Genomic DNA, 25,235 nt, shown 5'->3' with positions numbered 1-25,235 from the left:
CGAACCCGAAGGATCAGCCCATGGCCACCAACGGAACCAACGGCACCCCCGCCTACACGATCAACGACCACACCTTCGACGTGGTGGTGGTGGGTGCGGGCGGCGCGGGCCTGCGCGCCACCGTCGGTTGCTCCCAGGCCGGCCTGCGCACCGCCTGCATCTCCAAGGTGTTCCCCACCCGCTCGCACACCGTGGCGGCGCAGGGCGGCATCTCCGCCTCCCTCGGCAACATGGGACCGGACGATTGGCGCTGGCACATGTACGACACCGTGAAGGGGTCGGACTGGCTCGGCGACCAGGACGCGATCGAGTACCTCGTGCGCAACGCGCCGGCCGCGGTCTACGAGCTCGAGCACTGGGGCGTGCCCTTCTCCCGCACCGAAGAGGGCAAGATCTACCAGCGCCCCTTCGGCGGCATGACCACCGATTACGGCAAGGGCACCGCCCAGCGCACCTGCGCGGCGGCCGACCGCACCGGCCACGCCATGCTGCACACCCTCTACGGGCAGGCGGTGAAGAACCACACCAACTTCTTCATCGAGTACTTCGCCCTCGATCTCATCATGGACGAGGAGGGCCGCTGCCTGGGCGTCATCGCCATCGATCAGGCCTCGGGCGAGATCCACCGCTTCCGCGCCCAGCAGACCATCCTGGCCACCGGCGGCTACGGCCGCTCGTACTTCTCGGCCACTTCGGCCCATACTTGCACCGGCGACGGCAACGCCATGGTGCTGCGCGCCGGCCTGCCCCTGCAGGACATGGAATTCGTGCAGTTCCACCCCACCGGCATCTACGGCGCCGGCTGCCTCATCACCGAGGGCGCGCGCGGCGAGGGCGGTTACCTGACCAACTCCGAGGGCGAGCGCTTCATGGAGCGCTACGCCCCGAGCGCCAAGGACCTTGCCTCGCGCGACGTGGTCTCCCGCTCCATGACCATGGAGATCCGGGCCGGTCGCGGCGTCGGCAAGTCCAACGACCACATCTACCTGCACCTCGACCACCTCGACCCGGCCATCCTGCACCAGCGCCTGCCCGGCATCTCGGAATCGGCCAAGATCTTCGCGGGCGTCGACGTCACAAAGGAGCCGATCCCGGTACTGCCGACCGTGCACTACAACATGGGCGGCATCCCGACGAACTATCACGGCGAGGTGCTGACCCTGCGCAACGGCAACCCCGACACGGTGGTGCCGGGCCTGATGGCACTGGGCGAGGCGGCCTGCGTCTCGGTTCACGGGGCCAACCGCCTCGGCTCGAACTCGCTGATCGACCTCGTGGTGTTCGGCCGGGCCGCCGGCCTGCGCTGCGCCGAGATCGTCGAGCCGGGCGCCCGCCAGATGGACCTGCCGAAGGATTCCGCCGACAAGGCGCTCGCCCGCCTCGACCGCTTCCGCTACGCCAGCGGCGGCACCCCGACGGCGCAGCTGCGCGCCGAGATGCAGAAGACCATGCAGAACAACTGCGCGGTGTTCCGCACCGGCGAGGTGCTGGAGGAGGGCAAGACCCTCATCCACAAGGTCGCCGCCGGTATTCCCGACATCCACGTCAACGACCGCTCGCTGATCTGGAACACCGATCTCCTCGAGACCCTCGAGTTCGACAACCTGATCGGCCAGGCCGTCGTCACCATGGAATCGGCGGCCAACCGCAAGGAGAGCCGCGGCGCCCATGCCCGCGAGGACTTCCCGGACCGCGACGACAAGGAGTGGATGAAGCACACCCTCGCCTGGATGGACGACTCGTCCAAGCAGGTCAGCATCGATTACCGTCCGGTCCACACCTACACGATGTCGAACGAGATCCAGTACATCGAGCCGAAGGCGCGGGTGTATTGAGGACACCACTCCCGTCGTTCCCTGGACTGGTTCTCACGAGACGGATTTAGGCACGCCACACCATGGCTCAGTTCAATCTTCCCAAAAACTCTCAGATCACCGAGGGCAAGACCTGGCCTCGGCCCGCCGGCGCCAACAACCTGCAGGAATTCCGGATCTACCGCTGGAATCCCGACGACGGGAAGAACCCGCGCGTCGACGTATACCAAGTCGATCGCGACGATTGCGGCCCGATGGTCCTCGACGCCCTCCTGTGGATCAAGAGCAAGGTCGACTCCACCCTGGTGTTCCGCCGCTCTTGCCGCGAGGGCATCTGCGGCTCCTGTGCCATGAACATCGAGGGCCAGAACGCGCTGGCCTGCACCATGGGCATCGACGAGTGCCAGGAGCACGCCAAGGGTAAGAAGACCGGCGCGGTGCGGATCTATCCGCTGCCGCACATGCCGGTGCTGAAGGACCTCGTCCCCGACCTGACGAACTTCTTCGCCCAGCATGCGTCCATCGAGCCCTGGCTCCAGACCGAGACGCCCGCGCCCGAGGGCGAGTGGAAGCAGACGCCGGAGGACCGGGCCCAGCTCGACGGACTCTACGAATGCATCCTCTGCGCCTGCTGCACCACCTCGTGCCCGAGCTACTGGTGGAACGGCGACCGCTTCCTCGGCCCGGCGGCCCTGCTCCAGGCCTATCGCTGGCTGATCGACAGCCGCGACGAGAACACCGGCGAGCGCCTTGATGCGCTGCACGATCCCTTCCGGCTGTATCGCTGCCACACGATCATGAACTGCGCCAACACCTGCCCGAAGAGCCTGAACCCGGCCAAGGCCATCGCCGAGATCAAGAAGATGATGATCGCCCGCGAGGTCTGATACGGGCTCCGCTCGATCACAGCGGAGCGTAATTCAGGCAAGCCGGCGCGTCGTCTGGGCGAAGCCCAGATCCGCCATCCCGAAGGGATCAGCCGGATCTGGTCTGAGGCTCGGCCCCGGTCGCGACCGGACATTGGAAGAAAAGAAGGGGCGCGTGGTCGATCGGACCGCGCGCCCCTTTCTCATGTGCGGGGCTCCCCGGTGGGCGAGCTCCGCCGCGCCGGACTACTCAGCCGGGGCGTGATGGGGCCCATGCACCGTGGCCGGCTCCGCCTTGGGTTGGATGCCCTCGGTGGCGTCCTTGCGGCGGAAGATCCGCATCACCACCACGAAGAACACCGGCACGAACAGCACCGCCAGGATGGTGGCCGAGATCATGCCGCCGAGCACGCCGGTGCCGATCGCCTGCTGGCTCTTCGAGGCGGCGCCGGAGGCGATCGCCAGGGGCACCACGCCGAAGATGAAGGCCAGCGAGGTCATCACGATCGGTCGGAAGCGGAGCGTCGCCGCCTCGATGGTCGCGTCCACCAGGGAGGTTCCCGGCTTCCAGAGGTCCTTGGCAAATTCCACGATCAGGATCGCGTTCTTGGCCGAGAGACCGATGATCGTGATGATCCCGATCTTGAAGTAGACGTCGTTCGGCAGCCCGCGCAGGTACACCGCCGCCACGGAGCCGATGACGCCGAGCGGGATGACCAGCAGCACGGAGAACGGGATCGACCAGCTCTCGTAGAGGGCGGCCAGGCATAGGAACACGATCAGGATCGAGAGGCCGAGCAGCAGCGAGGCCTGTGAGCCCGCCTGCTTCTCCTGCAGCGACTGGCCGGTCCAGGCGTAGCCGAAGCCCTTCGGCAACTGCTCCATCAGCCGCTCCATTTCATTCAGCGCGTCGCCCGAGGTGTAGCCCGGGGCCGGCTCGCCGGTGATGCGCACCGACTGGTAGCCGTTGAAGCCGATGATCTGGGCCGGGCCGACGCCCCATTTTAGGTCGGCGAAGGACGACATCGGCACCATGGTCCCGGAGGCGTTCTTCACCCCGTAGTTCAGGATGTCGGCCGCCTTCAGGCGTTGTGCGTCCTCGGCCTGAACGATTACGCGCTGCATCTTGCCCCGGTTCGGAAAGTCGTTGGTGTAGACCGAGCCGAGATTGACCTGGATGGTGTTGTTGATCTCTTCGAAGTTGACTCCGAGGGCGGCCGCCTTCTCGCGGTCGATGACGAGTTCCGCCTGGGGCGCCGGGGGCAGGCCCTCGACATAGACCTTTTGCAGGACGGGGCTCTTGCGGGCGAGCGACAGCAACTGCTCCTGGGCCGCCATCAGGGCCGAGTAGCCCTTCTGCGCGCGGTCCTGGAGGCGGAAGCTGAAGCCCGATGCGTTGCCGAGATTGTCGATCGGCGGCGGCTCGAGAGCCTGGATCACCGCGTCCTTGTACGATGCCAAAGCCTTGTTGGTGCCCTCGATCAGCTTGGCCGCCGAGTTGTCGGCATCGCGCTCACCCCAGGGCTTCAGCGTCACGAAGGCCTGCGAGGTGACCTGTCCCTGGCCGGAAAACGAGAAGCCGTTGACGACGGTCACGGTGGCGACACCGGGCTGCGCGAGGAGGTGTTCCTCGACCTTCTTCACCGCCGCTTCGGTGCGGTTGAAGGAGGAGCCGGGCGGGGTCTGGATGTCGACGGTGAAGAAGCCCTGATCCTCCACCGGCAGGAAGCCCTCCGGCAGGCGGAGGAAGGCGTAGCCGAGGCCGATGACCAGGGCGAGATAGACCAGCATGACCCGGCCGGAGCGCTTGATCAGCCCGGCGACGCCGCGGCCGTAGCGGGCGGTCTCGCGATCCACCACCCGGTTGAACCAGCCGAAGACGCCGCCCTTCGAATGGCCGTGGCCCTTCTCGATGGGCTTGAGCAGGGTCGCGCACAGGGCCGGGGTCAGCGACAGGGCCAGCAGCGCCGAGAACGCGATCGAGGTCACCATGGCGATGGAGAACTGGCGGTAAATGATGCCGACCGAGCCGGGGAAGAACGCCATCGGGATGAACACCGCGATCAGCACCAGCGTGATCCCGATGATGGCGCCGGTGATCTGGCTCATCGCCTTGCGGGTGGCCTCCTTCGGAGAGAGGCCTTCCTCGTTCATGATGCGCTCGACGTTCTCGACCACCACGATGGCGTCATCGACGAGGATGCCGATGGCGAGCACCATGCCGAACATGGTGAGCACGTTCACCGAGAAGCCTGCGAGCAGCATCACCGTGCAGGTGCCCATCAGGGCGATCGGGACCACGATGGTGGGGATGAGCGTGTAGCGGATGTTCTGGAGGAAGACGAACATCACGATGAACACCAGCACCACCGCCTCGACGAGGGTGTGCAGCACCTTCTCGATGGAAGCCTCGACGGCCGGGGTGATGTCGTAGGGGATGTCCCACTTCACGTTCGACGGGAAGAACTGCGACAGCTCCTCCATTTTGGCGCGGATGGCCGAGGCGGTCTGGAGCGCGTTGCCGTCGGGGGCCAGGGTGACGGAGATGCCGGCGGCCTCGCCGCCGTCGAGGCGGGTCGTGAATTTGTAGTCCTCGCCACCGAGCTCGATCCGGGCGACGTCGCGCAAGCGCACGTTGGAGCCGTCGGAATTGGCGCGCAGCACGATGGCGCCAAACTCCTCCGGCGCGGTCATCTGGCCCTTCACGATGATGGGGAAGTTGACCGGGTTGTTCTGCGGGCTCGGCATGGCGCCGACGGCGCCGGAGGCGATCTGGACGTTCTGGTTCGAGATCGCCTTCGACACGTCCGAGGCGTTGAGCGAGAGACCGCGCAACTTGTCGGAATCGATCCAGATGCGCAGGCTTCGCTCGGTGGAGTACAGCGTCGCGCGCCCGACGCCGGGGATGCGGCGGATCTCATTGATGACGTTGCGGATGAGGAAGTCGCCGAGCGCGATCTCGTCCATCGACTTGTCGGGCGAGACCAGGGTGATGATCTGCAGTGTCGCGGCGGAGGCCTCCTCCACCAGGGTGCCCTGCTGGCGCACTTCGGCGGGCAGCCGGGCCTCGACGCGTTTGAGGCGGTTCTGCACCTCGACGCCCGCAAGGCTCGAATCGGTGCCAGGCTGGAACTGGGCCGTGATCTCGACGACGCCGAAGGCGTCGCTGGCCGATTCGAAGCTCAGGATGTTGGCGGCCCCGTTCAGTTCATCCTCGATGAGCCGCGTGGTGCCCGTGTAGAGGTTCTCCACCGAGGCGCCTGGATAGGCGGTCGAGAGCGCGATGGAGGGGGGCGCGATCACGGGATACTGCGCCACCGGCAATTGCGGGATCGTGAGCAGGCCGCCCAGGATGATGAAGAGGGCGACGACCCAGGCGAAGACCGGTCGGTCGATGAAGAAGCGAGCCATGGTTCAGCGCACCTGCGACACGGGCTTGGGTGAGGCAGAACTCGGTGAATCGGAATTGGGCGACGCCGAGGTCGATGACTCAGGCTTGGGCGTGCCGGGCGCCTCGGCGGCCTCGCGCTCCGGTACCTCCGTATCACGGGGCTTCGGCTCGGCGTCGGCGGTGGCGATCTTCAGCTCGACGGTCTTCACCTGCTGGCCGACGGTGATCTTCTGCACGCCTTCGACGACCACCCGGTCGCCGGCCTTCAGGCCGGAGCGGATGACCCACTGGTTGTCGACCACCGGGCCGACTTCCACGGGCTGAAGCATGACCTTGCTGTCGTCGCGCACCACCCAGACCTCGGCTTTGCCGTCGTTGGTCCGCTGGATCGCCTGCTGCGGCACCGCGAGCGCATCGGTGTCGATGCCCTGCTTGATGCGGGCGCGCACGTACATCCCCGGGAAGAGCTCGTCATGCGGGTTCGGGAACAGCACGCGCAGGGTGACCTGCCCGGTGCTCGGGTCCGCCGTGACGTCGGAGAACAGCAGCTTGCCGGCCGAGCCGTAGAGCGTCCCGTCATCCATGATGATGTGAACGTTGGCCGTGTCGGCCGAGAGACGCGAGAGCTCGCCGCTGGCGAGATCGCGGCGCAGCTTGTTCAGCTCGCCCACCGACTGGGTGATGTCGACGTAGATCGGGTCGAGCTGCTGGATGGTGGCGAGGTTGGCGGTGCCGCCCTGCTCCACCAGCGTGCCCTCGGTGAGGAGCGCGCGGCCGATGCGGCCGGAGATGGGCGCGCGGACGTCGGTCCAGTTGAGATTGAGCTTGGCCCGATCGCGGGCCGCCTTGGCGCCGGCAACCTCGGCCTCGGCCTGCTTCAGGGCGGCGTAGGCGCTGTCGTACTGGGCCTGGCTCGCCGTCTGGCGCGAGAGCAGCTGCTCCAGGCGGTCGGCCTGCTGGCTCGCGAGGACCTGCGCCGCCTCGGTGCGGGCGAGGGCGGCCTCGGCGCTCTGCAGTTCGACCGCGAAGGGGGCCGGGTCGATCTTATAGAGGAGGTCGCCCTCCTTCACGAGGCTGCCCTGCTCGAACGTGCGCTTCACGACGAGGCCGGACACCCGCGAGCGGACCTCGGCGATGCGCAGGGGCGCCACGCGGCCGGGGAGATCCCGAACGTACGGAATCGGCTGCTCGCGGACGGTCACGATGTTGACCTCGGGGATCGGGCCCGGAACCGGCGCCGCGGCCTGCTGCTTCTGATTGCAGGCAGAGAGAGCGACCAGGACGACGCCCGCGGCGAGCGCGGTCGGCCGGGCCCCGAACAGGCGATGATTGAAAGACGTCACGATCGCGTCGCTCCTGCGAGATTCTGGCGGATGGCCCGCGTGGCGCAGGCCGGCATCGCCGCATTCAGGGTCCAGGGCCCCGTCGCCGCGAGCGGTCCGGGCCATGGCAAGCGCTGGGCCATATGGCATGGCCGGGCGCGGTGGGGGCGGTGACAGGGGCCGAGGCATCGCCCGCGCCGCGGCGGCGCGGGTCGCATCGCTTAGACCCGGCCCGAATCGTCCGGTGACGATCCCGGAGATGGCCCACAATCTGGGCGTTCCGACGACACGGGTTGTATTCAACGCGAAAAAGTGACGTCGAATTCCGTGAGCGCCGGACGACTCCGGACCGTTCAGGCCGGGAGGGCGAGCCTGGGGGGGCGCTCGAGGGGAGCGACCGCGCGCGTCGCAAGGACCCGTAGGCTGCGCGGCATCGCGAGGCGATCCACCCTGTGCTTCGTCACGCGCGGGATCCGCAGGGTTGCGACGCTGCCGAAGCTGTCGTCGAGGTCGGCCATCGCAGCCGAGACGCGAAGGATCGTGTCCCGGTTCTCGGGCAGCGAGGCCTGAGACATCACGGTCTGGCGGGCGAAGCCGTGCGGTACGTCCCCCGCCATCCGCATCAGAGGTAGGACGGCGCAGACGAGGAGCAGGAGCGCGAGGAGACCGGACGCAAACACGCCGACGGCGCGCACGACCGGGCGCGCCGCCGAGGGCGAAGCCGGTTCATGCACGTGCGAAGCCGCTTCGGCGGCGCGTGCGATCTGGACAGTGTTGGGTCTCACCGCACCGAGTCTGGGGATAAGCGGGCTTGGCCGCAAGTTCCTGCGGCATCGTGTCTGGGGGCCTGATGGCCCTCCGAGGGATCCCGAGTCGGGGCGTTGCCGGGATCACACAGGGGCACCGCGTTCGATCGCGGTGCGGTTGACCCCCCTTCCCCATCGCGCCAAGGCTCTCGCCCCCGACCACAAGCCTCCGGGAAAGCCGGGTCCTCGCGCCCGCCCTTTGCCGGTCCTCGGCTGGAGGAGAGACCATGCAGACGCGCCGCGTTCTCGCCGCATCCGCCCTCGCGGCGGCCCTGACCGTATCGACCGGACCGGCCTTCGCCGGAAACCCGTTCGACAGCGGGCCGATCGCCGACTTCATGAACATCTTCAAGGAGCAGGCGATTCCGCGCGAGACCGTCGCCTGGAAGGGCGCCGAGAAGCCCGGCACCATCGTGGTCTCGACCAGCCAGCGGCGGCTCTACTACGTGCTCGGCGGCGGCCAGGCCGTGCGCTACGGCGTCGGCGTCGGCCGCCAGGGCTTCTCGTGGTCCGGCGAGAAGCACGTGACCATGAAGAAGGAGTGGCCGGATTGGCGCCCGCCGTCGCAGATGCTGGCGCGCCGCCCCGACCTGCCGCGCTTCATGGCCGGCGGCCAGGACAATCCGCTCGGCGCCCGGGCGCTCTACCTCGGCTCCTCGCTCTACCGCATCCATGGCTCGAACGAGCCCGAGACCATGGGCGCCGCCGTCTCCTCGGGCTGCATCCGCATGACCAACAAGGACGTGGTCGATCTCTACGATCGCGCCAAGGTCGGCACCAAGGTCGTCGTTCGCAACTGAGGCGTGCGTCCGGCGCTTCCCCTCGATCGCCATCCCGCCTCCAGTCGGCCCTCACTGGACCATGACGTGAGGACGGGATGATCTTCGGGGTGGATATCGGCCTGATTGCGGGTCTGTTCGCGGTCGCGGTGGCGGCCGGCTGCGTCGACGCGATCGCGGGCGGCGGGGGCCTCCTGACCCTGCCGGCCCTGCTGCTCTCCGGCCTCGATCCCGTCTCGGCGATCGCCACGAACAAGCTCCAGGGCAGTGCCGGCGCGGTCTCTTCGACCCTCGCCTTCGCGCGCCGCCGCCTGATCCACTGGCCCGACGCCTGGAAGATCGCGGTGAGCGCCGGCTGCGCCTCGGTGGCGGGCGCGCTTTGCGTCAGCCTGCTGCCGCGCGCGGTGCTGGATGCCGCCGTGCCGATTCTCCTCGTGGCCATCGCGATCTACTTCGCGACCGCCAAGCGCATGAGCAACGAAGACGCCACCGCGCGGATCACCCCGAACTGGTTCGCCCTGACCTGGGCCCCGGCGGTCGGCTTCTACGACGGAGTGTTCGGCCCCGGCGCCGGCGCCTTCTACATGATCGGCTTCGTGACCCTGCTGGGATTGGGCGTGGTGAAGGGTACCGCCCACACCAAGCTCGCCAACGCCGCGAGCAACCTCGGCAGCCTAGCGCTTTTCGCGCTCGGCGGCCACGTCGTCTGGGCGATCGGCCTGATGATGGCGGTGGGGGCCTTCCTCGGAGCGCAGATCGGCTCACGCCTGGCGATCCGCATGGGCGCCCGGCTGATCCGCCCGCTCCTCGTCACCATCGCCTGCCTGATGGCCCTGCGCCTCCTCTCCGACCCTGCCAACCCGCTGCGCCGGGCGGTGGCCGGATGGTTCGGGGGGTGACGGCCACCGAAGGGCGTCTACGTCACTGAGAGGGCCGCGCGGTCTCCGCCGCCGTCGGCGCGCGGTGTCGGCGGGAGCGCGTCACGATTTCTGCGCTGCCAGGACGTGCGCCACGATCGCGTTGGCGTGTCCATGCCCCATCCCGTGGTCGGCCTTCAGCATTGCCACGAGGTCCATGTGCTTGGCCGGAAGTCTCTCCCGGACGAGTTGCTGCCACGCCGCGATCGGGCGGCCGTACCGCTTCTCGATCGACGGGAAATACGACGCCGGTCCCTTGGTCGGTTCATCCGGCATGGCAAAGCTTCCTCCGAAGGTGTCGGCGGCCCGATGTTTGCCGACGGGAGGCGCGGCCCGCAAGGCCTCCGCGCCGGACCCCGGTCGGAGCGCCGAGGTGCGATGAGCGTCCCCGCGCCGTTTCCCGTCGCGGCCCCGAGGGATCGCGTCCGGTCGGAGCCGCTCCAGGCCGTTCGGCCCCGTCAGAACGTATAGGAGGCGGACACGACGAAGGTCCGGGGCGAGGCGACCGTCACGAAGGTGCCCGTCGTCAGCCAGTACCGGTTGTCCGCCACGTTCTCGACGTTGAAGCGGAAGACGAACGGCCTGTCGTCGAGGATCGTCGCGTAGCGGAAGCCAAGGTCGAACCGCGTCCAGTCCGGGAAGCGGACGGTGTTGGCGCCGGTGAGATAGGAGCCGGAGGTGTAGAGGACCCGGCCGTTCAGGGCGAGGCCCGGGACCCAGGGGGTATCCCATTCGAGGCCGGCGGAGACGGTCAGGTCCGGGACGCCCGCGGCGTCGTTCCCGCGCTGGAGCGGGTCGATCGGCTTGGTCAGTTCGGGACGCAGGAAGGTCGCGCTCGCGAATCCGCGCAGGGTCGGTGCGAGCGCCCCGAAGGCCGACAGCTCCAGACCCTGGTTGCGCTGCTCGCCGTTATACGCCAGGGCGTTGGTCGCCGTCTGGACCTGGTCCGGCCGGCTGATCTGGAACAGGGCCGCCGTCGTCGTGATGGTGCCCCAGTCGACCTTGATGCCGACTTCCTGCTGATCCGATTTGTAGGGACTCAGGATCGCGCCCGCGTTGCTGTAGCCGGGTCCCACGATGGTGCCGGCCGTCAGGCCTTCGGCATAGTTCGCGTACAGGGAGACGTTCTTCCAGGGCTTGAACACGATGCCGGCGAGCGGCGACGTGGCGTCCGCGTCGTATTCGCTGGTCCGCGCCTGGGTGACGGTGTCGTAGCTCTTCTGGTTCACCATCTGATAGCGGACGCCGGCGGTCAGCAGGACGGTGTCGTCGAAGGCCGTCATCGTGTCGGCGACGGCGACGCTCGTCAGGGTGGTCCCGGCATAGCGCTGCGGGGCGATCCGCTCGCCGGTCACGACTGGCAGCGGCGCCGGCCGATAGATGTTGGACGGGACCGACTCGTCGGCCGAGTTCGCCACGTAGGCGTAGCCGTCCTCCCGCGTGAACCCGGTATAGACGAGGTTCACCGAGTGATTGATGAACCCGGTGTCGAAGCGGGCCTTGAGGCCGGCATTGCCGCTGACGGTGCTGCTGTAGGAATCGTAGAAGGCGTTCACGAGCCGGAAGTTGCCGAGGACGTCGGCACCGCTCGGGAAGCCGAACACCCGGTAATCCGGGAAGGTCTGCCGATTGGACCCCGCGCGATATCCGATCCCGCCATAGGCCGTCAGCCAGTCGGTCAGATCGTATTCCAGGAAGGAGGCGACCGTGTTGTCCCGCTGCTGGAGCTGCGTCCCCGGGAACCAGTTGCTGCGCCCGCTGGGCGGGTGCGGGATGATGGCGATATCCGATTGCAGGCCGATCTGCGGCCGGAAATTCTTGGTGTCGTCGTTCTGGGAGATCACGTCGAGCGCCCAGCGCAGTCGCTCACCCTGATAGTCGAGGGACAGGGCCCCGAGTCCCGTCCGCAGGTTTCCGTCCCGGATCGTCGCCTCGCCGTCCCGGGCGAGGCCGTTGAAGCGGACGCCCCATTCCTTGTTCTCGCCGCCGCGGGTGCTGGCATCGACATGAACACCGAAATTGCCGGGGCTGATATATTGCGGCGTCACCTGGACGAAGGGCACATCGAGGGCGCGTTTCGTAACGATGTTGATGCTGCCGCCGACGCTGCCGCCCGGCGGAATGCCGTACATGAACGCGCCGGGTCCCTTCAGAAGCTCGATGCGCTCGATGTACTGCGCCGCCACGCGATTGGACGAGACCAGGCCGTAGAGGCCGTTCAACCCGACATCCTGCGCCTGAACCTCGAAGCCGCGGATCTGGAAGGTGTCGCTGAAGCCGTTGCTGGCCGTCGTCAGGCGGACCGAAGCGTCGTTGACGAGGGTATCGGCCGCGGTGCGCGCCTGCTGGTCCTGGATGACCTGCTGCGTGAAGTTGACGGTGCTGAACGGCGTGTTCAGGGCGTCCCGGGTTCCGAGCACACCGAGGGATCCGCCCCGCGCGAACTGGCCCCCGGCATAGGGCGGCGGCAGATCCTTCAGGAGCCCGACGCCCTGGCCGCCGCGCCCCGTCCCCCCGGAAGGCCCCGCCACCGAAAGCTCGTCGAGCCGCACGGATTCTTGCGCTTTGGCGCTCGACGTCAGACCTACCGAGCTGAAGACCAGCGCAGTCGTGCTGATCAAAGCATACGTCGAGGTTGCTGACAGCGCTGAGGTGATCTTGCGCACCCGTAAATCCTTGTGCTGGCGCCCGCGCCGCGTATCGAACTCTTGAGGATTACCTTAGATTGATCCTAAATTGCTCATCGATACGTCAACACGTCTGGCGGTTAGTCGATCACGCGCTGGTGATCAAGCGTCGGCAGGAAACGGTTCGAGGCCCGTGCCTTTGCGGCAACAATTCCTAATTGTTCTAATGCGGAAGTGCCGGAAATCGGGGGTGCGGAGGGGGGCTTCGCTCCGGCCCCGATCGGTCGCTATGTGGATTTTTGGGCGATGATCCGGCGCATGTGTCCAGGGAAGCAGGTCGACCCAGGTGTCCTGATGATCTGCTTTGAAGACTTCCTGCGAGCGGCCGGCAGACTGTATTCGACGACGATGGGAAATGGAGCCGCAGTCCTGCGCACGAGACGCGTCGGCTTTCACGCAGACGAGGCGACGTTTTGGACGGCGGCGACTGTGTCGGCGGCAGCCTGAGCGACGCGATCCGAGCGCATATCGCGGAGCCGGCCCGCACCGGAAACGCCGGGGGCGCCCGCGGCGACGAGATCCGTCGCGGCATCGCCGATGGCATCGCGCAGTGCGCGCGGCGCCTGGATCCGAAGCCGGGGGGAGCGGGGGCTCGACCAGGCGACGGGCACCGGTTGATCGTCCGCGGCGGAGCAGGCCAAAGCCGAGAATCTCGTCGTCGCCGCCCGGGGCGTGGACGCCGAGGCCCGGTGCCTCGCGGACGGAGCGTTCGGCGGGGTGGTCCCGACCCTCGGCGGGATGGTCGCGGGCCGTCCCGCGACCGCCGCCGCGGGTCTGCCGGCGAGCACGGCGCCGAGTCGCCGGGGAGCGGTTCGCCGACGGCGACGGCCCGACCTGGCCCGGGACTGCGTCGCCTTCCACGTCCGGTTCGCGACCCCGCACGGCATCCGCCGCTCGTCGCCACCGGACCAGCCCGCCCGGCCCGTCATGCGCCCGGCCGGGACCGGGGGGTCAACGCGGCATGAACGCCCAGTAGTCGAGGTCGAGGATCACCGACGGGTCGTAGGCGTCGCCGACCTTGTCGGGATGGTTGCCGCAGGGCTGGTTCTTGGTGGCCACCGTGCGCAGACGCAGCGCCCCGATGTCTGTGCGGCCGGGAAGCTCGGCGGTCTCCAGGACCTCGCTCCAGGCATAGACCGTGTCGCCGGCGAACAGCGGGGCGACGTGACGGCCGGCATTGATGCCCGCCAGCGCGAAGGCGTTGCCGAGGCCGTTGAAGCTCAGCGCCCGGGCCAGGGAGATCACGACGCCGCCGTAGATCAGCCGGCGGCCGAAGCGGGTGTCCTTGGCGGCGTAGCCGTCGAAATGCACCTTGGCGGTGTTCTGGTAGAGGCGGGTGGCGATCTGATGCTCGGCCTCCTCGACGGTCATGCCGTCGACATGGTCGATCTTCTCGCCGACGACGTAGTCGCCGAATCGGTGGGGCGAGCCGGAGAGCGCGCAATCATAGGCGGCCGGGTTCAGGGGCGGCAGGGCGCCGGCGAGGTCGGCCGGGTCCACCACCTTGGCGAAGGTCGGCACGTACTCCTGCGCGATCTTGGCCTCGGGGTCGCGTTTCTTCACCAGCACCCAGCGGCAGTAGCTCAGCACGGTCTCGCCGTTGGCGTCCGAGCCGGTGGAGCGCACGTAGACGACGCCGGTCTGGCGGTTCGAGCTCTCCTTCAGGCCGATGACCTCGGAGACCGTCGAGAGGGTCTCGCCCGGGTAGACCGGCCGGCGGAAGCCGCCCTCGGCGTAGCCAAGATTGGCCAGCGCGTTGAGGGAGATGTCCGGCACGGTCTTGCCGAAGACCACGTGGAAGGTGAGGAGGTCGTCGAGGGGGCTCTGCGGATAGCCGATGGCGCGCGCGAAGGCGTCCGAGGACTGCACGGCGAAGCGCGGGCCGTAAAGGGCGGTGTAGAGCGCGACGTCGCCGAGGGTGACCGTGCGCGGCGTGGCGTGACGGAGGGTTTCCCCGAGGCGGTAATCCTCGAAGAATCGGCCGGGATTGGTCTTCATGACGGTCTCGTCCCCAGGGCGACGCGATGGCGCGTCTGTTTTTTGATGTCGGGCGGGCCGTCGTTGCGCCCCGCCCCTCGAAAGCCCGACCGGTCAGCGGATGTAGACGGAGGTCTGCGTCGGCACGAATTCGTGCAGCAGGCGGCTGGCGAACAGCAGCAGCAGCACCAGCACGATCGGCGAGAGATCGACGCCGCCGAGGTTGGGCAGGATGTTTCGGATCGGGCGCAGCACCGGCTCGGTGAGGCGGTAGAGCACCTCGCCGATCTGCGACACGATTGGGTTGCGGACATTCACCACGTTGAACGCCACGAGCCAGCTCAGGACGGCGCTGGCGATGAGGACGTAGATGTAGAGCTGCACGACGGTGTCGAAGAGCCAGATGAAGGCGTTCATGCGCGGAAACGATGTCCTCGTGGCCCGCGCCCGCGGGACGCATCACGCCCACGCAAAGCTGCAGGATTTCGGGAATTGACAGGTCGGCGTGAGCGAGCCTAAAAGGCCGCCACCCCGGAACGGGGCTGTAGCTCAGATGGGAGAGCGCCGCAATCGCACTGCGGAGGTCAGCGGTTCGATCCCGCTCAGCTCCACCAGGTTTCCCCAACGCGGGACGGCCGGTGGTTTTCCAACCCGCGATCCGACCTGATCCGAAGCCCGCTCCGGGCCGGACTCAGTCGTCCTTCAGCGGATCGTGTCCCCAATTCATCAGCGACAGGCGCCAGGGGGACTCCTTCACCTTGTCGGCCTCCTTCGGGCCGCCCTGCTTGAGGTGACGGTGCACATAGCCGACGACCTTGGCCATGTGCGCGTAGTCGTCGTCGGTGAGGTCGGTCTTCTTGGTGCGCAGAAGCTCGACGATGCGCCGCCCCTCGCGGTGGCCGGTGGCTTCGCCGCCATCCTTCTTCTGGCCGACTGATTGGCTCTCGTCGGTCTCCAGGAACGCGTCGAGCTTGGCCGCCGTCATGTTCACGGCCTCGTGGAACGCCTTGTAGGTCTCGGCGTGGTCGTCGCCCTTGTCTGACATGCGGTTCTCCCCCGAAACAATCGGGCGGAAAACCGGGGTGAAACCCGCGCGGTTCCGACCCCGCGACGGCGCGTCCGCTCAGGCGATCAGTTGGGCCGCGCCTACGCGATCAACCCGGCCGTGCCTATGCGATCAACCGGGCCGCGGCTACGCGATCAACCAAGCCACGCCCATCACGCCGGCCAGGAATATCCCGTAGGTCACCAGGACGGCGACGATCTCACGGTGCTGGATGACGATGTTTTCTGAGGCGGACAGCATGGCGGTATGGCCGGGAGTGAAACGAGACCCTTCATCTCACGCCCGGCCTGAGAATTCGATGATCAGAACCACGGCGCCGACGAGGAAATTGCCGATGTCTCCCGGCGGCCACAGAGGCGTGAGCGGCCTCCTCAGGCCGGACGGTCGGCCGGCTGGTCGAACAGGAAGTCGTCGACGGCCGGGATGGTGACCGCGAGGCCGGCACCCGCGCCGTAGCTCGCCTTCGAGAGGCGCCACGGCGACTCGGTCCGGGCGCGGATGGCCTCGGACGGGCGCAGGCGCCGGGGCGTGCCGTCGGCCCCGATCTCCTCGATCAGCACGAAGCCGTAGACCTGGAGCCGCGCCGCGATCAGCTTGGTCTCGCGGTCGCCCGCCGCCACGGACAGGCTGCCCGTGGCATAAACCGAATCCATCAGGGCACGCTGCTCGCTGCGCCGGGCCGCGAGTCCGCCGCGGGGCGCCGACGGGGCTGCCGCCGACGGCTGGGGGCGGAGGGCGCGTCGGAAGGGGACCACATTGTCCATCGTCGCCGGAACGCTGCCCATACGCCACTGTCCTCACGCTGCACTCGAAGGGCCGGGCGAACGCCCCGGCACATCCCCTGATTTCGACGGTTCCGCTTAATGGGCCGCTAACGTTACCGGCCGGCGGCGTCCCGTTTCCGGGCCGAACCACAGGTGCACGGCCGCGCTTGTGGATCGCTCGGCGGAATGGTCTACCGGGCCGGCAGGTCCGGCCGGAGAGGAGCGCGCGGCATGGCATCCATCTTCGAGGCCCACAGCTTCGCGATGATCGCGCATGCGGGGCAGATCGATAAGGGCGGGCAACCCTACATCCGCCACCTGGAGCGGGTCGCCAATGCGGCGGTCGGCCGGGCGGGGCACGCGAAATCGGTGGACCGCCTCGCCATCGAGCCGATGGAGGTGATGCAGGCCGCGATCCTCCACGACGTCCTCGAGGAAACCCCGACCACCCCGATCGCCCTGCGGGCCGAAGGCTTTTCCGACGCTGTCATCGCCATGGTGGTGATGCTGACGAAGCCCGCCGAGCCGGTGCCGTACGACGCACGCATCTCCGCCCTGATCGCCATGGGCCATCTCGGGGGGCTGCTGATCAAGATGTCCGACACGGAGGACAATCTCAGCCCCGAACGGACGCTGGCGAACGGCGAAGCCCGGCATGCGCGCTACGCGGAGGCGTTCGACCGTTTGAAGGCCGCCGCCGCCGCGCTCGGCTACACGGGTTCGTAGTCGGGCTCGCAAAAAGCCCCGCAGCGGGGCTGCGGGGCTCGGAACGCACTCAGGCCGTTCGACGGACCCCGATGGGGCCTGCTCGCGGGCTTACTTGCGGGCTTACTTGCCGCTGGGGGCCGCGCCGCTGCCGGTCTCGCCATTACCGCCTGTGCTGCCGCCGGGCGCGCCGACGGTCGCGGTGCTGGGCCCGCCGGAGGTGCCAGCCGGGGCCATGGTCGAACCCGTGGTGGCGGGGGCGCCCATCCGCTCCATCGACTTCTCGCTGTTGCTCTTCACGCTGCCCGGATTGTTCATGTTGCTCTCGGTGCCCGTCGCGGTCTGCGCGAAGGCGGTCCCCGTCAGGGCCAAGGCGATCGAGCCGGCAAAGGCAAGGGTCTTGATAGACATGCTGCGGTATCTCCCAGTTTTCGTTAGCTGATCGACCAACGCAGGCCCGCGATCAATTGTTCAAATTCTTTATCCAGGCTTGGTCCGCCCGGCACCGATCCTGTGGTCCGGTGTGGCGCGAACGATTCCGACCGTCGTGCCCGGGCGCGGGCACATTCGGCGGTGACCCACTCGACCCCGGCGAAGCGGGAGCCGGCGGCGCCGGCTCCCGCGCGGTCCTCAGGTGTCGCTCTCGGCCCGGTCGGTGTTCTGCTCGGCCTCGTCGTAGGTGTAGCCCTCGAGCCAGTCGGCGCTGTTCTGCGAGCCGGCCGGATAGGGATTGACGGAGTCCGGCTGGCCAGCCTGCTTGGCCGCCCTGCCCTCGTCCATCACCGTCTTCGATACCACTGCCATGTCGTGCGCTCCCGTTTGGACCTGTGCCTTACGGTAGGGCGCCGCCGGCGCGCGGGGACCCTCGGGCCCGCAAAAACCCGCCGCGGCCGGCGCCGGGCGGGTTTCCGTCGCCCGGGCGGAGCGGCTCCGCCCGGGACCACGCCGCTCAGGCGAGCTTGGTGGTGAAGCGGGCCGTGGTCTTGGCGCGGACCTCGTCCTCGGTGACGCCGTCGGCGAGTTCGACCAGCGTCATGCCCCCGTCGCCCTTCTTGTCGATGGCGAAGACGCCGAGGTCGGTAATGACCATGTCGACCACGTGGGTGCCGGTGAGCGGCAGGTCGCAGGCGTCCAGCAGCTTGGGGCTCTCCGAGCCGTCCTTGCCCTTGGCGGTGTGCTCCATCACCACCACCACCTTCTTGACGCCGGCCACGAGGTCCATGGCGCCGCCCATGCCCTTCACCATCTTGCCCGGGATCATCCAGTTGGCGAGGTCGCCGTTCTCGGCCACCTGCATCGCGCCGAGGATCGACAGGTTGATGTGGCCGCCCCGGATCATCCCGAAGGATTCGGCCGAGGAGAAGTAGCTGGTGGTGGGCAGCGCGGTGATCGTCTGCTTGCCGGCATTGATCAGGTCGGCATCCTCCTCGCCCTCGTAGGGGAAGGGGCCCATGCCGAGCATGCCGTTCTCGGATTGCAGCTGCACCGACATCCCGTCCGGGATGTAGTTCGAAACGAGGGTCGGGATGCCGATGCCGAGGTTCACGTAGTAGCCGTCCTGCAGCTCTCGTGCGGCGCGCTCGGCCATCTGTTCGCGGGTCCAGGCCATGATCGTGGTCTCCTTGTCGGCTCTCAGACGGCGGCGGGCGGCACGGCGGGCTCGCCGCGCTTGCGGGTGGTGCGCTGCTCGATGCGCTTCTCGCGCTCCGGCACGTGGACGAGGCGCTTCACGAAGATGCCGGGGGTGATGATGGTGTCGGGATCGATCTCGCCGGGCTGTACCAGATGCTCCACCTGGGCCACGGTGATCGTGGCGGCGGTGGCCATCATCGGATTGAAGTTCCGCGCCGTCTTCCGGTAGATCAGGTTGCCCTCGGTGTCGCCCTTCCAGGCGTGGACGATGGCGAGGTCCGCGAACAGGCCGCGCTCCATCACGTAGTCCTCGCCGTCGAATTCGCGCACGTCCTTGCCCTCGGCGATCAGGGTGCCGACGCCGGTCTTGGTATAGAAGGCCGGGATGCCGGCGCCGCCGGCGCGGATGCGCTCGGCCAGCGTGCCCTGGGGGTTGAACTCGATGGCGAGCTCGCCGCCGAGGTACTGGCGGGCGAATTCCTTGTTCTCGCCCACATAGGACGAGATCATCTTGGCGACCTGGCGGGTTTCCAGGAGCTTGCCGAGGCCGACGCCGTCGATGCCGGCATTGTTGGAGACCACGGTCAGGTTCTTCACCCCGGACGCGCGGATCGCATCGATCAGGGCGTCGGGAATCCCGCAGAGGCCGAAGCCGCCGCACATGATCATCATGCCGTCCTTCAGCACGCCGGCCAGCGCCGCCGTGGCGTCGGGATAAACCTTCTTCATGGATGCCCTCCTGTGTGGTTCTGTTCTTCGTCGGCGCGACCGTCACGCGAAAGCGGCGTCCTGCCAACCCCTTGTCGCGGTGCGGCCGTTACATTTTGCACTGCGCGGCACCGCCCGGAACGGGTCTGCGCGCGGGTCCGACCGGACGGCGTGGCCCGGGGGCGCTCGGGCCGGCGGGACCGTTCCGGCTCGCTGCGTGGTGGATGGCACCGGGGCGTCGCCCCCGCCCGGGGAGACAAGCCGGGCGCCGAGGCCTATCAGGAGAGGGTCGCCGGGTCTTCCGCGCGTCGCGGCTGCCGGGGCCGGACGCGCCCATCCCCTCGTCGATCACGCGGTCCGCCGCGCGTCCCACACACCGGATGGAGGGGAATGCCCCTGCGCCGCCTCCTGTCCCTGATGTGCCTCGCGGCGTTCGTCGTCGCCCTCTCGGCCGCCTGCCTGCCCTGGTCGGTCGCAACGCCGCGCCTGCGGGCCTTCGTGGCACGGGACTTCGCGCGGGTCTACGGACTCGCCATGACCGCGCGGGGGCCGACCGAGGTCACCCTTCTGCCGCTGCCGCGCCTGGGGTTTCGCGATGTCCGCCTGGCCGCGGGCGGCGTCGACGGTCCCGTCCTGGCGGAGGGCGGCGCCCTCTCCCTCCAGCTGAGCCTGCTGGCCCTGCTGACGGGGCGCCTCGAGGTGAACACCCTGGGGCTCGACGGCGCGACGGTCTACCTGCCCTCGGGGCCGGACGACGCCCGCTGGGCCGAGCCCGTTCGGCTTCTCGGCGCGCGCCTCGCGGTGGACGGCGCCGCGCATCCGCGCCGCATCAGCCTGTCGCGTGCCGTCGCCAAGGGCCTCGATCCCCGGGACGGCTCTCCCCAGACCGCCCGCGACCTCGACCTGACCCTGTCCTGGCCGCTCTGGAGCGCCCAGGCCGAGATCTTCGGCAGCTTCCAGTGGAGCGCCATGCCGACGCGGTTCTCCGTCTCGGGCCTGCGGGTGATCGACCTCCTCGACGGCGGCGCCACCCCCTACGCCCTCACGGCGAGCTGGGGCGCCGGGACCCTCACGGCCGAGGGCAGCGGCGTCGTCCGGGCCGAGGGCCTGACACTGACCGGGCTCGGCCAGTTCGAGACGCGGTCCCTGCCGGAGACCCTCGCCTGGGCCGGTGGCGACGTCGCCCTCTCGCCGTTCGTCAGGGCGTTCGGGATGACCGGCAATTTCGAGATGAGCGGGCGTCAGCTCCTGCTGCCCAACGTCCGGGTCTCCTTCGGCGACAATCGCCTGGAGGGGGCCGGTGCCGTCTCCTTCGGGCGGGGCCGTCCAGCCGTGCAGGCGACCCTGGCGGCCGAGACGCTGAACCTCGCCCCCCTGCTGGCGGATCTGCTGAGAGCCGTCGGCGCCACCGCCGGCGCCCCCGACTGGCGCCTGCGCGCCCTCGCCCTCGCGCCCTATACCGGCGGCGACCTCGACCTGCGAATCTCGGCGGGCGCGGCCCGGTTCGGTCCGATCCTCGCCGAGGACCTGGCCGCCAGCGTCCTGGTTAGGGACGGGAATATCGAGGCGTCCCTAAGCCGCGCCGCCCTGGGGGGCGGAACCCTCAAGGGCCGCCTCGCCCTCGCCACCTCGCCCAAGGACGCGGCCGTGACCGACGCCAAGGTGCAGGGTGCCTTCGACCGGCTCGACCTGGCGGTCGTCCCCGGCGCGCTGCGCCCGGAGAACTGGATACTCGGCACGGCGCAGGGCCAGTTCCAGGCCGAGGGCTCGGGGGCCGACCTGCACGCGCTCCTGCAGCATCTCGACGGTCATGCCGCCCTCTCGGTCGACGCCGGCACCCTGATCGGGCTCGACCTGAACGAGGCGGCCCAGCGCAACCGGATGCCGGCCCGGCGCGTCGGCCGCACGGCGTTCGAGCGTGCGACCCTGAGCCTGCGCTTCCGCGACGGAATCGGCGAGATCACCGAGGGCACGATGGAGGCCAACGTCCTGGCCGCCTCCCTGCGCGGCACCGTCTCGCTACCGGACCGGCGCTGCGACACCCTCGCGGAGATCTCCGCACGGGGGACGGCGTCGGAGAAGCGGCCGCCGATGCGCGTCCAGATCGCGGGTCCCTTCGGCAACCTCGACGTGCGCAGCCTCGCCCTGGACGCCACGCCGGACCTGCGCGGCGGCGCGGTGGCGCCGTCAAAGTCCCTGCGGATGCCGGCCGTCGGGCTGGCCCTCCCGGCGGGCGCCCGCGCCTACGCCCCGTAGCGGAAGCCCGGCCCTCGGCGTTTCAGGCTACACCCTTGCGCCCGGTCAGCCACGAAGCGGTGAGCACGAGGGCGGTGACGGCGCCGACGAGAAGCGTCGAGGCCGCATTAATCTCCGGGTTCACCCCGAGCCGGACCTGGCTGTAGAGCCGCATCGGCAGGGTCGTCGCCCCCGGCCCCGAGACGAAGCTCGCGATGACGAGGTCGTCGAGGGACAGGGTGAAGGCGAGGAGGAAGCCCGCCGCCAGGGAGGGCGCGATCAGCGGCAGGGTGACGGTGGCGAAGACCCGGCCCGGCGCCGCGCCGAGATCGGCCGCCGCCTCCTCCAGCGCGCCGTCGAGACCGCGCAGGCGCGCCCCGACGATCACCGCCACGAAGCCGAGGCCGAGGGTCGCGTGCGCGACGACCAGGGTGAGGAGGCCACGATCGAGGCCGAGGCCGACGAAGAGCAGCAGCAGCGACAGCCCGGTGATCACCTCGGGCATGACCAGCGGCGCGTAGATCAGCCCGGTGAAGACCCGCCGGCCGGCGAAGCGCCCGCCCCGGTCGAGGGTCAGGGCCGCCAGGGTCCCGAACACCGTGGCGAGGGCGGCCGAGGCCAGCGCCACCGCGAGGGAGACGCCGGCCGCCGCGCGTAAGGGGGCGTCGGCGGCGAGCACGCCGTACCAGCGGGTCGAGAACCCGCCCCAGACCGTGACCAGGGCCGAGGCGTTGAATGAGTAGATCACCAGGATCAGGATCGGCGCGTAGAGGAAGCCGAGCCCGAACGTGAGGGCGATGCGGTCGAGGCCCCTCACCGGCCGGCCTCCCGCGCGGTCGCCCCGTCCTCGCGGAACAGGATCAGCGGGCCGACCACCAGGACGAGGACCAGGATCGCCACCGCGGAGGCGAGCGGCCAGTCGCGGTTGGAGAAGAACTCGCTCCACAGCACCCGCCCGAGCATCAGGGTGTCCGAGCCGCCGAGCAGGTCCGGGATGATGAACTCGCCCACCATCGGCACGAAGCAGAGTAGCGCCCCGGCCACCAGCCCTGGGCGGGCCAGCGGCAGGGTCACGGTCCAGAACACCCGCGCGGGCCCGGCGCCGAGATCGGCCGCGGCCTCGGCCAGGCGTGGGTCGCGCTTGGCCAGCACGGCGTAGAGCGGCAGCACCATGAAGGGCAGGTAGGCGTAGGTCAGCCCGATCAGCACCGCCCCTTGGGTGTTCAGGATCTCCAGGGGCTGCGCGATCAGCCCGAGCCGCATCAGGCCGGCGTTGAGCAGCCCCTCGGGCTTCAAGATCGCGATCCAGGCATAGATGCGGATGAGGAAGCTCGTCCAGAACGGCACGATGAGGAGCGCCACGAGGAGCGGCTGACGGCGCTCCGGGGCGCGGGCCATGGCGTGGGCGATCGGGGTGCCGATCAGGGCGAGAATCGCGGTGGCGACGGCCGCGAGCGTCACGGAGGACAGGGCGGCGTCGCGGTAGAGGGCGTCGCCCGCCAGCGTTTCGAAGTTGGCGAAGTCGAGGGCCTCGAGGAAGCTGCCCCAACCCTCGAACCCCGCGCTCCAGTCGAGCACCGGCAGGTAGGGCGGCTGCGCGGTGGCCGGCGTCGACAGGCTGATCTTTAGGGTCAGGATCACCGGCAGCAGCACGAAGGCGGCGAGCCACAGGGCGGGCAGGACCGGGAGCCAGCGCTTCATGCTCACCCCGCCGCCGGCATCAGCCAGGCCAGCTCGGGCGGATAGGACAGGTGGACGGTCTCTCCCACGGCGGGCGCGTCGGCGCCCGTGGGCGCGCTCACCCGCCAGACCGATCCGTCGGCCATGCGGACCCGGAGCCGGATGCGGTCGCCGAGATAGGTCGTCTCGACCACCTGCCCGGGCAGGGCCCGTCCGTCCCCGGACGGGGCGCGGGCCAGCGCAATCCGTTCGGGACGCAGGGCGATGACGCCCTCCCCCTCGGCTGCGCCGCGGGCGCGCATTGGCCCGAGCGCGGTGTCGAGGGTGGACAGGCCGCCGGGTTCGCGATCCGACACCCGGCCCGGGATCAGGTTCACGTCGCCCAGGAGCCCGGCGACGAAGCGGTTGGCCGGGCGCTCGTACAGGCTCGCCCCGTCGCCGATCTGCACGAGGCGGCCGCCCTCCATCACGCCGATGCGGTCGGCCAGCGCCAGGGCCTCGCCGGGATCATGGGTGACCACGAGGAAGCTCGTGCCGAGGCGCCGCTGCAGGGCGCGCAGCTCGCCTTGCGTCTCCTCCCGCAGGGCGCGGTCGAGGGCGCCCAGCGGCTCGTCGAGGAGCAGCACCTTCGGCGCGCGCGCCAGGGCGCGGGCCAGCGCCACCCGTTGCCGCTGCCCGCCGGACAGGGTGTTGGGCCTGCGCGGGCCGAACCCGTCGAGACGCACGAGGCGCAGGAGCTCGTCCACCCGCGCCGCGCGGGCCGCGCGCGCGAGGCCGGTGAGGCCATAGGCGATGTTGGCGGCCACGCTCATGTGCGGGAACAGGGCGTAGGACTGGAACATCATGTTGACCGGCCGGCGATGCGGCGGGTCGGCCGTGATGTCGGTGTCCCCGAGGCGGATCGTGCCCGAGGTCGGGGTCTCGAAGCCGGCGATGAGGCGCAAAAGCGTGCTCTTGCCGCAACCGGAGGGACCGAGCAGGCAGACGAACTCGCCGGGCTGCAGGGTGAGGTCGAGGTCGGCCACCGCCGCGTGCGCGCCGAAGCGCTTGCCGAGGCCGGCACAGGTCAGCAGGCCGGCGGGACCGGGCGCGCGCGTCGACGCCATCGCGGGTGCCGGACCCTCAGCCGTCCTCGCGCAGCGCTTCGGCGACGCGGGCCTCCAGGAGGTCGGGCCGGCGGATCACCAGGGCGCCGCGCGTCCGGTCGATCAGGCCGTCGGCCGCCATCACGGTGAATTCCCGCGTCACCTGCTCGCGGCGGCAGCCGATGCGGGCGGCGAGCACATGGTGGTAGGGCGGCGGCGTGACCACCCGCTCGCCGTCGCCGCCGGCGCGGGGCACCGACAGGCGCAGCAGCTCGGCATAGAGCCGGTGGCGCAGGTCGAGGAGCGCGTGCTCCATCAGGCGGGTGTTCAGCTCGCGCACACGCTTGGCCAACAGGCGGAACAGCCGGTCGGCGATCGCCTCGGAGGCGAAGATGATCTGCCGGAACACGGGGGCGGGCACCACGCAGACCTCGCCGCGGGTCAGAGCCGTGACGTTGGCCGAGCGGCCGATGCCGTCCAGCGCGGCCAGCTCGCCGAAGAAGGCGCCGCCGCGCATCTCGCCGAGAATCACTTCCTTGCCCGATTGCGAGCGGTTGAGGATGCGCACTTCGCCGGAGGCCAGGAAATAGACGTCGGTGGAGACGTCGTCGTAATCGACCAGAACCTCGTTCTCGTCGAAGCGGCGCCAGTGGCAGCGCGTCTCGTAGACGGACAGCTCGATTCCCGGCTCCTTGAAGAACGGGATGGTCGTCAGCCGTCCTGTGGTCACGCGTCCTGCCCCCTCGATGATCGAACCTGATCGATACGCCGTGCAATTCCTGGGTCAAGCTGTCCCGTACT

Annotated in this window: 23 protein-coding genes and 1 tRNA gene; 7 read left to right on the top strand and 17 right to left on the bottom strand. The window is 69.2% G+C overall.

Annotation, left to right across the window (positions count from 1 at the left end; all coding sequences use genetic code 11):
- The first annotated feature begins 20 nt into the window (after nt 1-20).
- Both sdhA and ASG63_RS01190 read left to right on the top strand, forming a co-directional pair.
- Complete coding sequence (gene sdhA / locus ASG63_RS01195) at nt 21-1,835, top strand: succinate dehydrogenase flavoprotein subunit (RefSeq protein ID WP_056211230.1); 1,815 nt, start codon at nt 21-23, stop codon at nt 1,833-1,835.
- A gap of 62 nt (nt 1,836-1,897) precedes the next feature.
- A complete protein-coding gene (locus tag ASG63_RS01190; RefSeq protein WP_056211228.1) occupies nt 1,898-2,701 on the top strand; it encodes a succinate dehydrogenase iron-sulfur subunit in 804 nt (267 codons plus the stop codon).
- Between the two features lie 225 nt (nt 2,702-2,926).
- Here ASG63_RS01190 and ASG63_RS01185 read toward each other — a convergent pair whose 3' ends face one another.
- The 3 genes from ASG63_RS01185 to ASG63_RS01175 all read right to left on the bottom strand — a co-directional run bounded on the left by ASG63_RS01185 (nt 2,927) and on the right by ASG63_RS01175 (nt 8,178).
- Nucleotides 2,927-6,091 carry a multidrug efflux RND transporter permease subunit gene (locus tag ASG63_RS01185; RefSeq protein WP_056211226.1) on the bottom strand — a complete coding sequence of 1,055 codons (3,165 nt, stop codon included), beginning with the start codon at nt 6,089-6,091 and terminating at the stop codon, nt 2,927-2,929.
- 3 nt (nt 6,092-6,094) lie between these two features.
- Nucleotides 6,095-7,414, bottom strand: a complete 1,320-nt coding sequence (locus tag ASG63_RS01180; RefSeq protein WP_244479778.1) for an efflux RND transporter periplasmic adaptor subunit — start codon at nt 7,412-7,414, stop codon at nt 6,095-6,097.
- A 332-nt stretch (nt 7,415-7,746) separates the two neighbouring features.
- On the bottom strand, nt 7,747-8,178 hold the full coding sequence (locus ASG63_RS01175) for a hypothetical protein (RefSeq protein ID WP_156389519.1): 432 nt from the start codon (nt 8,176-8,178) through the stop codon (nt 7,747-7,749).
- A 248-nt stretch (nt 8,179-8,426) separates the two neighbouring features.
- On the opposite strand from ASG63_RS01175, the gene ASG63_RS01170 reads away from it, so the two are divergent.
- Nucleotides 8,427-8,999: a L,D-transpeptidase gene (locus tag ASG63_RS01170; protein WP_056211222.1), complete on the top strand. Its 573-nt coding sequence runs from the start codon at nt 8,427-8,429 to the stop codon at nt 8,997-8,999.
- A 77-nt stretch (nt 9,000-9,076) separates the two neighbouring features.
- Nucleotides 9,077-9,877, top strand: a complete 801-nt coding sequence (locus tag ASG63_RS01165; protein ID WP_056211220.1) for a TSUP family transporter — start codon at nt 9,077-9,079, stop codon at nt 9,875-9,877.
- Between the two features lie 81 nt (nt 9,878-9,958).
- Here the strand turns inward: ASG63_RS01165 and ASG63_RS01160 are convergent, their stop codons facing one another.
- The 4 genes from ASG63_RS01160 to ASG63_RS01140 all read right to left on the bottom strand — a co-directional run bounded on the left by ASG63_RS01160 (nt 9,959) and on the right by ASG63_RS01140 (nt 14,976).
- Entirely contained in the window at nt 9,959-10,171 is a 213-nt protein-coding gene (locus ASG63_RS01160; protein WP_056211218.1) for a DUF4287 domain-containing protein, read from the bottom strand.
- A 182-nt stretch (nt 10,172-10,353) separates the two neighbouring features.
- Nucleotides 10,354-12,426, bottom strand: coding sequence for a TonB-dependent receptor (locus ASG63_RS01155; RefSeq protein ID WP_244479777.1), 2,073 nt, complete (start codon nt 12,424-12,426; stop codon nt 10,354-10,356).
- 1,107 nt (nt 12,427-13,533) lie between these two features.
- Nucleotides 13,534-14,580 carry a MaoC family dehydratase gene (locus ASG63_RS01145; protein WP_056211214.1) on the bottom strand — a complete coding sequence of 349 codons (1,047 nt, stop codon included), beginning with the start codon at nt 14,578-14,580 and terminating at the stop codon, nt 13,534-13,536.
- A 93-nt stretch (nt 14,581-14,673) separates the two neighbouring features.
- The gene (locus ASG63_RS01140) at nt 14,674-14,976 is read right to left on the bottom strand and encodes a YggT family protein (RefSeq protein WP_056211211.1); all 303 of its coding nucleotides are present in this window, start codon (nt 14,974-14,976) and stop codon (nt 14,674-14,676) included.
- Nucleotides 14,977-15,097: 121 nt separating this feature from the next.
- Between ASG63_RS01140 and ASG63_RS01135 the strand changes: the two genes are divergently transcribed.
- Nucleotides 15,098-15,173, top strand: a tRNA-Ala gene (locus tag ASG63_RS01135).
- A gap of 77 nt (nt 15,174-15,250) precedes the next feature.
- Here the strand turns inward: ASG63_RS01135 and ASG63_RS01130 are convergent.
- Complete coding sequence (locus ASG63_RS01130) at nt 15,251-15,604, bottom strand: DUF3140 domain-containing protein (RefSeq protein WP_056211210.1); 354 nt, start codon at nt 15,602-15,604, stop codon at nt 15,251-15,253.
- A gap of 392 nt (nt 15,605-15,996) precedes the next feature.
- Nucleotides 15,997-16,410 (bottom strand): hypothetical protein, encoded by a 414-nt coding sequence (locus tag ASG63_RS01125; protein WP_056211207.1) that lies wholly within the window; start codon nt 16,408-16,410, stop codon nt 15,997-15,999.
- Nucleotides 16,411-16,620: 210 nt separating this feature from the next.
- Here ASG63_RS01125 and ASG63_RS01120 point away from each other — a divergent pair, with 210 nt between their 5' ends.
- Complete coding sequence (locus tag ASG63_RS01120) at nt 16,621-17,115, top strand: HD domain-containing protein (protein WP_056211206.1); 495 nt, start codon at nt 16,621-16,623, stop codon at nt 17,113-17,115.
- Between the two features lie 102 nt (nt 17,116-17,217).
- Here ASG63_RS01120 and ASG63_RS01115 read toward each other — a convergent pair whose 3' ends face one another.
- The 4 genes from ASG63_RS01115 to ASG63_RS01105 form a co-directional block, all read right to left on the bottom strand.
- Nucleotides 17,218-17,505: a hypothetical protein gene (locus tag ASG63_RS01115; protein ID WP_056211204.1), complete on the bottom strand. Its 288-nt coding sequence runs from the start codon at nt 17,503-17,505 to the stop codon at nt 17,218-17,220.
- 219 nt (nt 17,506-17,724) lie between these two features.
- Nucleotides 17,725-17,898 (bottom strand): hypothetical protein, encoded by a 174-nt coding sequence (locus tag ASG63_RS25880; protein ID WP_200927198.1) that lies wholly within the window; start codon nt 17,896-17,898, stop codon nt 17,725-17,727.
- Between the two features lie 145 nt (nt 17,899-18,043).
- Nucleotides 18,044-18,703, bottom strand: a complete 660-nt coding sequence (locus tag ASG63_RS01110) for a 3-oxoacid CoA-transferase subunit B (protein ID WP_056211202.1) — start codon at nt 18,701-18,703, stop codon at nt 18,044-18,046.
- A gap of 23 nt (nt 18,704-18,726) precedes the next feature.
- Entirely contained in the window at nt 18,727-19,455 is a 729-nt protein-coding gene (locus ASG63_RS01105) for a CoA transferase subunit A (protein WP_056211200.1), read from the bottom strand.
- A gap of 369 nt (nt 19,456-19,824) precedes the next feature.
- Between ASG63_RS01105 and ASG63_RS01100 the strand changes: the two genes are divergently transcribed.
- Nucleotides 19,825-21,690, top strand: a complete 1,866-nt coding sequence (locus tag ASG63_RS01100; RefSeq protein WP_056211198.1) for an AsmA family protein — start codon at nt 19,825-19,827, stop codon at nt 21,688-21,690.
- Nucleotides 21,691-21,712: 22 nt separating this feature from the next.
- Here the strand turns inward: ASG63_RS01100 and ASG63_RS01095 are convergent, their stop codons facing one another.
- From ASG63_RS01095 to ASG63_RS01080, 4 genes are read right to left on the bottom strand one after another with little or no spacing between them, the layout of a single operon-like run.
- On the bottom strand, nt 21,713-22,486 hold the full coding sequence (locus ASG63_RS01095) for an ABC transporter permease subunit (RefSeq protein WP_056211196.1): 774 nt from the start codon (nt 22,484-22,486) through the stop codon (nt 21,713-21,715).
- Nucleotides 22,483-23,370, bottom strand: a complete 888-nt coding sequence (locus tag ASG63_RS01090) for an ABC transporter permease (protein ID WP_056211188.1) — start codon at nt 23,368-23,370, stop codon at nt 22,483-22,485. The genes ASG63_RS01095 and ASG63_RS01090 overlap by 4 nt, the downstream gene beginning before the upstream one ends.
- Before the next feature lie 2 nt (nt 23,371-23,372).
- Nucleotides 23,373-24,455, bottom strand: a complete 1,083-nt coding sequence (locus tag ASG63_RS01085; protein ID WP_056211186.1) for an ABC transporter ATP-binding protein — start codon at nt 24,453-24,455, stop codon at nt 23,373-23,375.
- A 16-nt stretch (nt 24,456-24,471) separates the two neighbouring features.
- Nucleotides 24,472-25,164, bottom strand: a complete 693-nt coding sequence (locus ASG63_RS01080) for a Crp/Fnr family transcriptional regulator (RefSeq protein ID WP_056180343.1) — start codon at nt 25,162-25,164, stop codon at nt 24,472-24,474.
- Between the last annotated feature and the right edge of the window lie 71 nt (nt 25,165-25,235).

It is taken from the genome of Methylobacterium sp. Leaf94, assembly GCF_001426045.1.
In the GTDB taxonomy this organism is placed as follows: Bacteria; Pseudomonadota; Alphaproteobacteria; order Rhizobiales; family Beijerinckiaceae; genus Methylobacterium.
This window is presented reverse-complemented; position numbering and strand designations above follow the sequence as displayed.